At 68.2% G+C, this 12,234-nt stretch carries 8 protein-coding genes; 3 read left to right on the top strand and 5 right to left on the bottom strand.

What is annotated here, in order from left to right; all coding sequences use genetic code 11:
- The first annotated feature begins 43 nt into the window (after positions 1–43).
- Positions 44–4,048 carry an NACHT and WD repeat domain-containing protein gene (locus JK358_RS11820; protein ID WP_201946746.1) on the top strand — a complete coding sequence of 1,335 codons (4,005 nt, stop codon included), beginning with the start codon at positions 44–46 and terminating at the stop codon, positions 4,046–4,048.
- Between the two features lie 62 nt (positions 4,049–4,110).
- On the opposite strand, the gene guaA is transcribed toward JK358_RS11820, so the two are convergent.
- Positions 4,111–5,670 carry a glutamine-hydrolyzing GMP synthase gene (guaA, locus tag JK358_RS11825; protein ID WP_201946748.1) on the bottom strand — a complete coding sequence of 520 codons (1,560 nt, stop codon included), beginning with the start codon at positions 5,668–5,670 and terminating at the stop codon, positions 4,111–4,113.
- A 210-nt stretch (positions 5,671–5,880) separates the two neighbouring features.
- Between guaA and JK358_RS11830 the strand changes: the two genes are divergently transcribed.
- Positions 5,881–6,756, top strand: coding sequence for an alpha/beta fold hydrolase (locus tag JK358_RS11830; protein ID WP_201946750.1), 876 nt, complete (start codon positions 5,881–5,883; stop codon positions 6,754–6,756).
- 51 nt (positions 6,757–6,807) lie between these two features.
- On the opposite strand, the gene JK358_RS11835 is transcribed toward JK358_RS11830, so the two are convergent.
- Together JK358_RS11835 and guaB are read right to left on the bottom strand one after the other, a co-directional pair.
- Complete coding sequence (locus tag JK358_RS11835; RefSeq protein ID WP_201946752.1) at positions 6,808–7,941, bottom strand: GuaB3 family IMP dehydrogenase-related protein; 1,134 nt, start codon at positions 7,939–7,941, stop codon at positions 6,808–6,810.
- A 73-nt stretch (positions 7,942–8,014) separates the two neighbouring features.
- Entirely contained in the window at positions 8,015–9,559 is a 1,545-nt protein-coding gene (guaB, locus tag JK358_RS11840) for an IMP dehydrogenase (protein ID WP_269811796.1), read from the bottom strand.
- 367 nt (positions 9,560–9,926) lie between these two features.
- Here guaB and JK358_RS11845 point away from each other — a divergent pair, with 367 nt between their 5' ends.
- Positions 9,927–10,340 carry a DUF5319 domain-containing protein gene (locus tag JK358_RS11845; protein ID WP_067561879.1) on the top strand — a complete coding sequence of 138 codons (414 nt, stop codon included), beginning with the start codon at positions 9,927–9,929 and terminating at the stop codon, positions 10,338–10,340.
- 123 nt (positions 10,341–10,463) lie between these two features.
- Here JK358_RS11845 and JK358_RS11850 read toward each other — a convergent pair whose 3' ends face one another.
- Positions 10,464–11,618, bottom strand: a complete 1,155-nt coding sequence (locus tag JK358_RS11850; RefSeq protein ID WP_201946754.1) for an anti-sigma-D factor RsdA — start codon at positions 11,616–11,618, stop codon at positions 10,464–10,466.
- On the bottom strand, positions 11,611–12,192 hold the full coding sequence (locus JK358_RS11855) for a sigma-70 family RNA polymerase sigma factor (RefSeq protein ID WP_181583115.1): 582 nt from the start codon (positions 12,190–12,192) through the stop codon (positions 11,611–11,613). Before JK358_RS11855 ends, JK358_RS11850 begins: the two co-directional genes overlap by 8 nt.
- Positions 12,193–12,234 lie beyond the last annotated feature (42 nt).

Here is a 12,234-nt window from a genome sequence, read left to right on the forward strand (position 1 = left end):
ACCTTGAGCCTGGGCGAGCGCCCCGGGGGATCGAGGTGGGCACGTGGTGGGTCGGGAAACAGTCGAGCGCGAAAACCTCTCCCCGCGTGCGGCCTTCGCCCAGAACTTCGCCGATCTCTACGACGCGGCGGGCAATCCGACGCTACGCCGGGTCGCCACCGCCGCCGCCCAGCGCATGCGAGCCACCCAGTCCGCCACCACGACCGGCGGCGCATCGGCACAACGCATCAGCGACTGGAAGGCCGGGCGCAATGTCCCGGCACGCTTCGAATCGCTGCTGCCGGTCGTGCTGACCCTCCTCGACCTGGCACGCCGACACGAAACACCGATACCCAAGCAGCTGAGCGATATCCGCGAATGGCAGCGGCTCTGGAAGACCGCCACCACCTGGACTCCGGACGACGCCGGCGACGCCGACTGCCCGTACCCCGGACTGGCCGCCTACGGCGCTGCGGACCGGCAGCGATTCTTCGGACGAGACCGGGCCACAACAGAATTCACCGCGCTGATCCGCGCTGGTCTCGACTCCGAATCCGGAATCGTCATCCTCACCGGCACATCCGGGGCCGGTAAATCCTCACTCCTGGCAGCCGGGGTGGCGCCCGCCCTCAGCGGCTGGGACATCACCGCCCTCACGCCCGGCGCGGAACCACTGCGAGCGCTGGCTTCCGCAAACGAAACCAGCAGTCCCGAAACATCATCCGCCCACCGGCTCCTGATCGTGGACCAGTTCGAGGAGCTCTTCACACTCACCGACGCCGAACACGACCGCGAGGAATTCATCGCCGCCCTCGCCCGCCGCGCCGCAGCACCCGGATCCGCCGCCGTACTATCCCTCCGCGCCGACTTCTACAGCCAGTGCCTGTCCTACCCCGCCCTGCGCGCCGCCTTCGAACATCACAGTTATCCGCTCGGCCCCATGTCCGGTGACGAACTCGCACAGGCCATCTCGGGTCCGGCACAGCTCACCGGCCTGGAACTCGAACCCGGCCTGGAAGAACTCGTCATCACCGAACTGTGCGGCGTCGGCGACCAGCACGACCGCTCCGGCTACGAACCCGGCGCACTCCCACTGCTCTCACACGTCATGGCCGCCACCTGGCAGCACCGCACCGCCCGCCGCCTCACCATCGCCGGCTACCGCAAAGCCGGCGGCGTCAGCGGCTCCGTCACCGAAACCGCCGAGAACGCCTGGACGGACCTGACCGCACCACAGCAGACCGCCGCCCGCCACATTCTGCTCGGCCTGGTCACCGCCACCGCCGACGCGCGCGACACCCGCCGCACCGCGACCCGATCGGAGCTGGTGCGCCACACCGCCGATCCGGACGCGGCCGAAACCGCTCTCGAAACCCTCTCGCGCACACGCCTGCTCACCCTCGACGCCGAATCCGTCTACCTCACCCACGAGATCGTGCTCCGGGCCTGGCCGCGCCTGCGCTCCTGGATCGACGCCGACCGAGTCGGCCACCTGCTGCGGCAACGACTGGAAACCGATGCCGCCGAATGGGATTCGGCCGGTCACGACGCGTCGCTGCTCTATCGCGGCGCGCGGCTGCACACAGTCCTGGATCAGGTCGATCCCGCGGCCGCGGGCGAACTGCCCCGCGCCTTCCTCGCGGCCGCCACCGACTCCCGAACCCGCGCCCGGCGACAGTCGACCACCCGCAAGGCTGTCCTCGCCCTCCTGGGCGTCATCCTCCTGATCCTGGGCATCACCGCCTACACCCAAACCCGATTCGGCGAAAAGCAGCGCGACGACAAGAATTTCGCCGCCATCCTCGCCGAAGCCGACCGGCTGCGCGATATCGACCCGACCATCGCCGCCCAGCTCTACGTGGCCGCCGCCCGGCTGCGCCCCGGCGATCAGGAAGTCCGCGCCCGGCTGCTGGCCACCGAGAACACGCCGCTGGCAACAGCATTCGCGGCCCACGACGAGGGACTGCGCAAGATCGCCTATCGCCCCGACGGAAAACTGCTGGCCACCGCTAGCAACGACAACACGATCCGGCTGTGGGACGTCTCCGACCCACGCCGACCACAGGCGGTCGGCGAACCCTTCGGCGCTCTGCCCGACGCCTCCTTCTGGGTGGGATTCAGCCCGGACGGCAGGACACTCGCCACCACCGGAGCCACGCAGATCCCCCAGCTCTGGGACGTCAGCGAACCGGCCCGCCCCCGGCAACTGAACCCGGCCAGCGGTACGGAGGCCGGTGAACTGGCGTACTCGGGAAGGTACGGTCCGACCGGCCGCACCCTCGCTGTCGCTTCCACCGGCGGACCGGGTGTCCTCCTCTGGGATGTCGGCAATCCGGCCGCTCCGAAACCCGGCCCCATTCTGGCCGCACCCGGCGACGGCGCCGTCCGGGCCTTCACCTTCGCGGCCACCGGCAGCCTGTTCGCCATCACGAGCATCGCACCCGGCCAGGCGCATTCGAAAGTCGAACTGTGGACCGTCACCGAGCCGACGATCGCCACCCGCGTCGGACCCACGCTGGAGGTACCACTGACGGTCTGGAGCATGGAATTCACCCCCGACGGCACCATGCTGGCGCTCAATGGGATCGGCGACGCCGAACGCTTCGGGTCCGCACCCCTCACGCAGCTGTGGCGGGTCACGGATCCGGAGCACCCACGGTCCCTGGAATCCCCACTCGTCGACCACAGTTCGATCGACCGCCCCACCCCGGTCATTGCCTTCAGCCCCGACGGCCGCACCCTGGCGACCGGAGGCGCGGCCGGTGCGCGACTGTGGAACATCACCGACCCGGCCAGACCGACCCCGCTGGGCAACCCCCTCGGCGCGGTACCGGTCCGCTGCCTCAACGACGCGCGCGTGCCGACCCGATGCATCGGCGAACCGACCTCGCTCGCATTCAGTTCGGACGGAAGAACTCTCGCGGTCGGCGGCACCGAGGGAACGGTTCGGCTGTGGTCGCTGGCCCCCACCGACCTCACCGGGCACACCGGGTGGTCCGGCCGCCCACGATTCAGCGCCGACGGCGCCCGAATGCTCACCGAATCGGATGACGGCCGCGTAATCGTATGGGACACCAGCGATCCCGGCGTTCCACGCCGTCTCACCGAGGTGCGTGTACCGCCGGGATCCTTCGTCTCCAGTATCGACGCGCAGGCGCAAAGAGTGGCGATACGGAATCAGTTCGGTTCGGCCACACAGATATTCGATCTGACCAACCCCGATAGCCCGGTTCTGCTCACCGAATGGAACGACCCCACGCGACAACGACTACCCGTGACCATGCGGCGTGATTGGCGGCTGATGGTGACAACCAGCACGGAACGGGGTAGCAGTTCCGTTCAGCTGTGGGATATTTCCGACCCGGTCCATCCGAAGCCATCGGCCTCGATCCCCACCGACTCGCTGCTGCGCGCGGCATTCAGCCCGAACGGCACTATCCTCGCGCTCACCCAGTGGACCAATGCCGACGAGGCCGCGGCATCGGGGGCGTTCACCATGCAGACCCTGCTGTCGATGTGGGATGTCTCGAATCCCGACCATCCGATACAGCTGGGTGAAGCGCACCGGATGGTGGATCCGGCCGGAGACCGCTCGACCCCGCCATTCGGGGAGATGACCTTCCACCCGGACAATCGCACCCTGCTCACCTGGGGCAACGAGACGCTGCAACTCTGGGACATCAGCGATCCGGCAGCCGTCACCCCGCTCGGCGATCCGATTCGAGCGCATGAACTCTCCATCATGACCGCCGACTTCAGTGCCGACGGATCCCTGCTGGTCACCAGCGGCAGCGACCGGACGATCCGGCTGTGGAACACCACCGACCGCCGCCACCTCGAAACCGTCACCGGACCGATCGTGACACCCGATACCGCCGCCTGGCTCGTGGCCTTCCATCCCGCCGGCGGATTCCTGGCAGGCGCGAGCAGCGAGGGCACGCGGCGGCTCTGGAAACTCGACTGGGAATACGCCATCGACCGAATCTGCGGTATCGCAGGGGATTCCATGACACCGGAGTTGTGGAACCGCTATCTGCCGGATGTGCCCTATCAGGCCACCTGCGGATAGCGAAGGGCCCCCGATCCCGAATGGATCAGGGGCCCTTCGTATTACGCGTCAGCGACCGACGCTCACTCCCATTCGATGGTGCCCGGCGGCTTGCTGGTCACGTCAAGGACCACGCGATTGACCTCGGCCACCTCGTTGGTGATCCGGGTCGAGATGCGTTCCAGCACTTCGTAGGGCAGGCGGGTCCAGTCGGCGGTCATGGCGTCCTCGGACGAGACCGGGCGCAGGACGATGGGGTGGCCGTAGGTGCGGCCGTCGCCCTGGACGCCGACCGAGCGGACGTCCGCGAGCAGGACCACCGGGCACTGCCAGATGGACTTGTCAAGGCCGGCGGCGGTGAGCTCCTCGCGGGCGATGGCGTCGGCCTGACGGAGGAGTTCGAGGCGGTCGTGGGTGACCTCGCCGATGATGCGGATGGCCAGACCCGGGCCCGGGAAGGGCTGGCGGGCAACGATTTCCTCGGGGAGGCCGAGTTCGCGGCCGACCGCGCGGACCTCGTCCTTGAACAGGAGGCGGAGCGGTTCCACGAGGGAGAACTCGAGGTCGTCGGGGAGGCCGCCGACATTGTGGTGGGACTTGATGTTGGCCGTGCCCGCGCCGCCGCCGGATTCGACGACGTCGGGGTAGAGGGTGCCCTGGACGAGGTACTCGACCTTGGTTTCGCCCTGCTCGCCGACCACCTCGGCCACCGCGTCCTCGAAGGAGCGGATGAACTCGCGGCCGATGATCTTGCGCTTCTCCTCGGGGTCGGTGACGCCCTTCAGCTCGCCGAGGAACTTGTCGACCGCGTCGACGGTGACCAGCTTGGCCCCGGTCGCGGCGACGAAATCGCGCTGCACCTGCTCGCGCTCACCGGCGCGCAGCAGACCGTGATCGACGAAGACACAGGTGAGACGGTCGCCGATGGCACGCTGCACCAGGGCCGCCGCCACCGCCGAGTCGACGCCGCCGGACAGGCCGCAGATGGCGTGGCCGTCGCCGACCTGCTCCTTGACCTGGGTGATCAGGGCCTCGGCGATATTCGCGGGGGTCCACTGGGCGGGGATGCCCGCGACCTCGTGCAGGAAGCGGCTCAGCACCTGCTGGCCGTGCGGCGAATGCAGCACCTCGGGGTGGTACTGGACACCGGCCAGCTTGCGCGCGCGGTTCTCGAACGCGGCGACCGGAGCGCCCGCGGAGGTCGCGGTGACCTCGAAACCGGCGGGGGCGTCGGTGACGGCGTCGCCGTGGCTCATCCACACCGGCTGCCGGGTCGGCAGGCCGCCGTGCAGGATGCCGCCGTCGACACTCAGATCGGTGCGGCCGTACTCGCGGGTGCCCGTGTGCGACACGGTGCCGCCGAGCGCCTGCGCCATGGCCTGGAAGCCGTAGCAGATGCCGAAGACCGGCAGCTCCAGATCGAACAGCCGCGCGTCCAGCTGCGGCGCGCCCTCGGCGTACACGCTGGACGGGCCGCCCGAGAGGATCACGGCGAGAGGCTGTTTCTCCGCGATCTCCTCGACCGTGATGGTGTGCGGCACCACCTCGGAGTAGACGCTGGCCTCGCGCACCCGGCGCGCGATCAACTGCGCGTACTGCGCACCGAAGTCGACTACAAGGACTGGTCGCTGGGTTTCTGCCACCCGCCCAGTCTAAAGAGCGACATGGAACACACTGCCTCCGGGGAACACAACGCAAAAGACCCAGGAGAACACATCGGGTGCGGTGGCGGTAGAGCCCATCGGACACCGCCCGAAGGCGGTACGACCTGCCGCCGTGGGCATCCCGACACCGGTTGTGGCGGTGCTGGGAAAGCCCGCCGATTTGTCGGTCGGCCTGGCTATCCTCTACCCGTGCCATTCGCCCACGCGATCGATGCCGAAATCCACTATGAGGACAGCGGGGGCAACGGTTCGGTAGTACTGCTCGGGCACGAATTCCTCATGGACCGAACGATGTTCGCGTCGCAGACCGCGGCGCTCACACCGGAGTTCCGGTTCGTGTCCTGGGACGCGCGCGGGCACGGCCACACACGCGACAAGGGCCTCCCGTTCACCTACTGGACCTGCGCCCGGGACGCGCTCACCGTGCTGGATCAGCTCGGCGTGGAACGAGCCGTGGTGGGCGGCATCTCCCAGGGCGGCTACATCGCGCTGCGCACCGCGCTGCTCGCCCCGGAACGTGTTGCGGCGCTGGTCCTCATCGGCACCGAGGCGCACGCGCCGACCCCGCAGGAACTGGTCAACGCCCGGCGTTTTCTCGACAAATGGTACGAGGACGGCCCGCGCCAGGCCCTGGCCGAATACCTCGCGCGCTGGCTCCTCGGCGACGACGACTGGTACCGCGCCGTCTGGGTGAAACGCTGGCTGGCCCGCGATCACCACGCGACGGAGGTGGCGGCGGGCTGCCTGCTCGGCCGCGACTCTATCCTCGACCGACTACCCGAAATCACCTGTCCCACACTGGTTATCCACCCCACCAGGTCCGGGATCCCGCGCGCCCACGCCCGCGAACTGGCCGAACGGCTGCCCGACGCCCGCTATCTGGAGATCGAGAACGCCCGCCAGACCGTGAACATGACCCACCCGGTGGCCGTGAACGCCGCCATCCGAGACTTCCTGCGCGAGCACACGGTGTCCAGGTCGCTGACCCCGTCCCGCTTCCGCACCGGCGAAATCCCCGTGCGCACAGCCGATCTCCCGGCCCACCCGAAGTCCGAGAGCCACTGATACAGCTCGGCCGCACTCCACACAGGCAGAGCGCGGCCGAATCCGGAAATTTCAGGCGCGGATGTTCAGGCCGACCTTCTGGAATTCCTTGAGGTCGCAGTAGCCGGTCTTGGCCATCGAACGACGCAGGCCGCCAACCAGATTCAGCGAGCCGAACGGATCGTTGGAAGGTCCGTTCAGCACCTGGTCCAGCGACACTCGCTCCTCGTCGATGCCATACGGCAGCACCGCGCCACGCGGCACCGAAGGATGCGCGGCGGCCGACGGCCAGTACCAGCCCCGGCCCGGGGCCTCGCTGGCCAGCGTCAGCGGCACGCCCAGCATCACCGCGTCCGCACCGCAGGCGATCGCCTTGGCGATATGCCCCGAGGTGAGGATGTCGCCGTCCGCGATGACGTGCACGTAGCGGCCGCCGGTCTCGTCCAGGTAGTCGCGCCGCGCCGCGGCGGCGTCGGCGATGGCGGTGGCCATCGGCACGCCGATGCCCAGCACCTCACCGGTGGTGGTCGCGCCCTGCATGGAGCCGTAGCCCACGATGACGCCCGCCGCGCCCGTGCGCATGAGGTGCAGCGCGGTCCGGTGATCGGACACGCCGCCCGCGACCACCGGCACATCCAGCTCGGCGATGAAAGTCTTGAGGTTCAACGGTTCCCCGTCTCCCACATGCTCGGCGGAGATGATGGTGCCGTGCACGACCAGCAGGTCGATGCCGGCCTGCACCAGCGCCGGGGTCAGCGCGCGAGCGTTCTGCGGGCTCACGCGCACGGCGGTGGTGACGCCCGCGGCGCGCACCTCGCCGACCGCCGCGGCCAGCAGATCGGCCTGCATCGGCGCGGCGTGCAACTGCTGCAGCAGCGCGACGGCGGCCTCGGTGCCTTCCTTCTCCGCGACCTCGGTCAGCTGCTGGATCTTGGACTCGACATCCGCGTGCCGGGCCCACAGCCCCTCACCGTTGATGACGCCCAGGCCACCGGCCTTACCGAGCTCGATGGCGAACCGCGGCGACACCAGCGCGTCGGTCGGATGAGCCAGGAACGGGATCTCGAAGCGGTACGCGTCGAGCTGCCACGCCAGCGACACCTGCTTGGACGAACGCGTCCGCCGGGACGGCACGATGTCGATGTCGTCCAATTCGTATGTGCGCCGGGCAGTCCGCCCCATGCCGATCTCGACCATGTCGCGCATCGCAGATCATTTCCTCTCTATGTCCGGACACGACAAACCGGTCCGCGGTAACTCCGCGAACCGGTCATATCGCTTACGAACGGGTGGTGTAGTTGGGAGCCTCGACGGTCATCGTGATGTCGTGCGGGTGCGACTCCTTCAGACCCGCCGCCGTGATCTGGGTGAACTGCGCCTGCTGCAGATGCGGGATGTTCTGCGAACCGGTGTAGCCCATGGCCGCGCGCAGACCGCCCACCAACTGGTGGATGACCTGGTCCAGCGGGCCGCGGAACGGCACCCGGCCCTCGATGCCCTCGGGCACCAGCTTCTTCTCCGACAGCACGTCGTCCTGGAAGTAGCGGTCCTTGGAGTAGGACTTGGCCTCGCCGCGGCCCTGCATGGCGCCCAGCGAACCCATACCGCGGTAGCTCTTGAACTGCTTGCCGCCCACCAGGATCAGCTCACCCGGCGACTCGGCGGTACCGGCCAGCAGCGAGCCCAGCATGACGGTGGACGCGCCGGCCGCGATGGCCTTGGCGATATCACCGGAGTACTGCACGCCACCGTCGGCGATGACCGGCACACCGTGCGGCGCGCAGGCGGCGTTCGCCTCGAGGATGGCGGTGATCTGCGGCGCGCCGACACCGGCGACCACGCGGGTGGTGCAGATGGAGCCGGGGCCCACACCCACCTTCACCGCGTCCGCACCGGCCTCGACGAGCGCGGCCGCGCCGGCGCGGGTGGCGATATTGCCGCCCACGATCTGCACGCGGTCGCCGACCTCGGCCTTGATCTTGGAGACCATCTGCAGCACGCCCGCCTGATGGCCGTGCGCGGTGTCGACGATGAGCACGTCCACTCCGGCCTCGGTCAAAGTCATCGCGCGCGACCAGGCGTCCTCACCGACACCCACGGCCGCGCCGACGAGCAGTCGCCCGTCGCGGTCCTTGGTGGAGTTCGGGAACTGCTCGGTCTTGACGAAGTCCTTGACAGTGATGAGCCCGCGCAGCTTGCCGTTGCCGTCGACGATCGGCAGCTTCTCCACCTTGTGGCGGCGCAGCAGGCCCAGCGCGGCCTCGGCGGTCACGCCCTCCTGGGCGGTGATGAGCGGAGCCTTGGTCATGATTTCGGCCACGCGGCGGTTCTGATCGACCTCGAAGCGCATATCGCGATTGGTGATGATGCCCACCAGCGAACCGGTCTCGTCCACCACCGGCAGACCGGAGATGCGGAACCGCGCGCACATGGCATCGACTTCGGCCAGCGTGTCGGTGGGGCGACAGGTGACCGGATCGGTGACCATGCCCGCCTCGGACCGCTTCACCGTCTCGACCTGCGCGGCCTGATCGGCCACCGACAGATTGCGGTGCAGCACACCCATACCGCCCGCACGCGCCATGGCGATGGCCATGCGCGCCTCGGTGACGGTATCCATCGCGGAGCTCACCAGCGGCGTGCGCAGCGAGATCTCCCGCGTCAATCTGCTGGACGTGTCGACCGAACTCGGAATCAGATCCGAGGCGGCCGGCAGCAGCAGCACGTCGTCGAAGGTGAGGCCGAGCATCGCGATCTTGTTCGGATCGTCTCCACCCGTGTGGGGGCGGCCGGCGTTTCGTTCGCCCGTAACGGGACTGCTCATCGGATCGACCCCTCCTGGAACCTCGGCATCGCCCTCCGGCCCGGTACCGGTGGACGAGATGGATGACAAGTACCGGCGTTTGCTACCCGGCCTTTGGTCAACCATGGTATCCGCCGCACAATTCCAGCTCGCAGCCACGCCCGCACCCCTGTGTCACCGGTAACGACCGGGGTGCGAAGTCCGCTTCCACACAGTGCATCACCTATGTTTCAGATGCCGCGCCACGCCCGAGATGTGCGTTGTGCGCACGAGTGCAAGTACCCTGTCGCCGGTCGTACACGCACACTTGCACCCCTACTTCAGCGAAACAGGGGCAAATGCCTCTCAGCGCTGGCGCGGAGGGGGTATCTCTGCGTACCGTGGGACTGTGCGTGACCATCTACCACCTGGCTTGCCGCCGGATCCATTCGCCGGAGACCCCTCCGACCCGTCGGCCGCGCTCGATGCCATCGAGCCGGGGGAACCGCTGGATCCTCACGAGCGCCTAGCGGTCGAGGAGGATCTCGCCGACCTCGCGGTGTACGAGGCGCTGCTGGCCCACCGCGGCATCCGCGGACTCGTGGTCAGCTGCGAGGACTGCCGACAGGACCATTACCACGATTGGGATATGTTGCGCGCCAACCTCCTCCAGCTACTGGTGGACGGCACGGTGCGCCCGCACGAGCCCGCCTACGATCCGACCCCGGAGGCCTACGTCACGTGGGACTACTGCCGCGGGTATGCGGACGCCTCGATGAACGAGGCGCTGCACGGCGACGGGTTCGACGGATTCGACATCTGAGTCCGATGCACTGAGCAACGGCATCGGGCCTGCATTCCACCCGGAATGCAGGCCCGTTCCTATTGCCGCACAAAGAAAGCCGACCGCCACTCGGCGATCGGACTATGCCTCAGCTGATTTCGCTCACGGAGTTCCACCGGAGTTGGGCACGGTCGGCGGCACGATCCCCCCGTTGGTGGGAAGCGAATTCCCGGACGGCACCACCGGCGCCACCGAGATCGGCTTCTCCACCGTGGGCGGATTCGCGGGGACTTCACCAGCCGGAGGCACCGTGATCTCCGGTGCCCCCGTCTGCTGTCCGCCGGTGGGCTCACCGGCCGGTGTCGAGATGTTCCCGCCGTTGGTCGGCGGCGTGGCCGGATCGGTCGTCGGCGGTGTGGTGACCACCGGAGGCGTCACCGGCAGGGTGGTCACGCCACCCGTGGTGCCGCCCGGCGTGGTGCCGCCACCGGTATTCGGGTCGGTGGGATCGACGCCGAGGATCCGCGGATCGGTGGTCGTGCCGCCGCTACCGCCCTGATTCGGCACGGTCGTTTCCTTCGGCGGCGTGGTGACCTGGCCCGGGGGCGTGGTCGGCGCGCTCGGATCGATCGACTTGGCCACCTCGGGAGCCACCGTCGCCAGCGTGGTCAGCAACTGCTGCCACTGATCCTGCAGCTTGTCCTTCTTGCCCGGATCATTGACCTGGCCGACATTGCTCGCCGCCCGCTCCATGTACGGCGCGGCCAGCTCCGGCTTGCCCTCGCTGATGTACTGCTTGGCAGTCGCCAGATCGTCGTCGGCCAACTGCACCACCGTGCTCTGGGCCTGCTCGCTGAACACGACCTCCTTGACCCGCCACAGCGGATCCCCGGGCGCCGCACTGTACGAGAACGCCGTCATGCCGCCGATCACCAGGGCGATCGCCGCGGCCGCGCCGGCGATAGGACGCAGCAGCCGTAGTCGCCCACCCGTATGCGCACTGATTCGCGCCTGCCGGGCGCCTATCTCTTGATTGACCGCTGCGACAACGGCATCCAGGTCCGGTCCGGCCGGCATCGGCTCGGCAAGGATCTCCGCCCGCCAGTTCGCCAGCAACGCCGCGAGCTGATATTCCTCCTCGGTACCCGTCTGCACGGGACCGTCGCCGGAGATGGCATCGATCAGAGCGTCATCACGGCGGACCGCCGTAATGTCCACCGGCCCGGTGTCACCGGACGCCTCGGCGTAGGGACCGCTGTTGTGCGATCCAGATCGCGCCTTCCAGTCGCCCCGACCGCGCTCGCCATCCCTAGCCATACATTTCACCTGCCCTCGCCACTTGAGACTTGAGTTTCGCGAGTGCCCGGTGCTGGGCGACTCGTATAGCACCCGCCGTACTGCCCACGGCGACTGCGGTTTCTTCAGCTGACAGACCCATGACCAGGCGGAGGATCAGGATTTCTCGATGCTTCTCCGGAAGCGTCGCCAGCAATGCGTTCATCTGGCGACTGGTTTCGGATTCGAGAGCTCGCTGCTCCGGCCCCTGGTCGGTGGATATGACATCCGGTACTTCGGCCATGGCGTCCGCCTTGTTACGGGCGGAATTTCGATGGGCGTCGGCGACTTTGTGCGAGGCGATGCCGTAGACGAAGGCCATGAATGGTCGGCCCTGATCCTGATACCGAGGCAGGGCTGTCATGACGGCCAGACAAACCTCCTGCGCCACGTCGTCCGCGGAGAGCTGGCCTCTTTCGGCCGACCCGATGCGCGCGCGGCAATACCGCACCACCAGTGGGCGGATGCTCTCCAGTACCTGGGCTAGAGCAGCCCGGTCGCCCTGCGCTGCGGCAGCGACGACTGCGGGGTCCAACTCCTCACCCGTGTTGTTCATCGTCAGAGCTGTTCCTGGCGTTACGAGTGGCACATCGGCGGG

This window comes from Nocardia acididurans (assembly GCF_016741815.1).
Lineage (GTDB): Bacteria > Actinomycetota > Actinomycetes > Mycobacteriales > Mycobacteriaceae > Nocardia > Nocardia acididurans.

Excerpts from the sequence above, each read along its gene's own strand:
- JK358_RS11835 (WP_201946752.1), bottom strand. The coding sequence starts at position 7,941 with ATGCGCGACATGGTCGAGATCGGCATGGGGCGGACTGCCCGGCGCACA.
- guaB (WP_269811796.1), bottom strand. The coding sequence starts at position 9,559 with ATGAGCAGTCCCGTTACGGGCGAACGAAACGCCGGCCGCCCCCACACG.
- JK358_RS11850 (WP_201946754.1), bottom strand. The coding sequence starts at position 11,618 with ATGGCTAGGGATGGCGAGCGCGGTCGGGGCGACTGGAAGGCGCGATCT.
- JK358_RS11855 (WP_181583115.1), bottom strand. The coding sequence starts at position 12,192 with ATGAACAACACGGGTGAGGAGTTGGACCCCGCAGTCGTCGCTGCCGCA.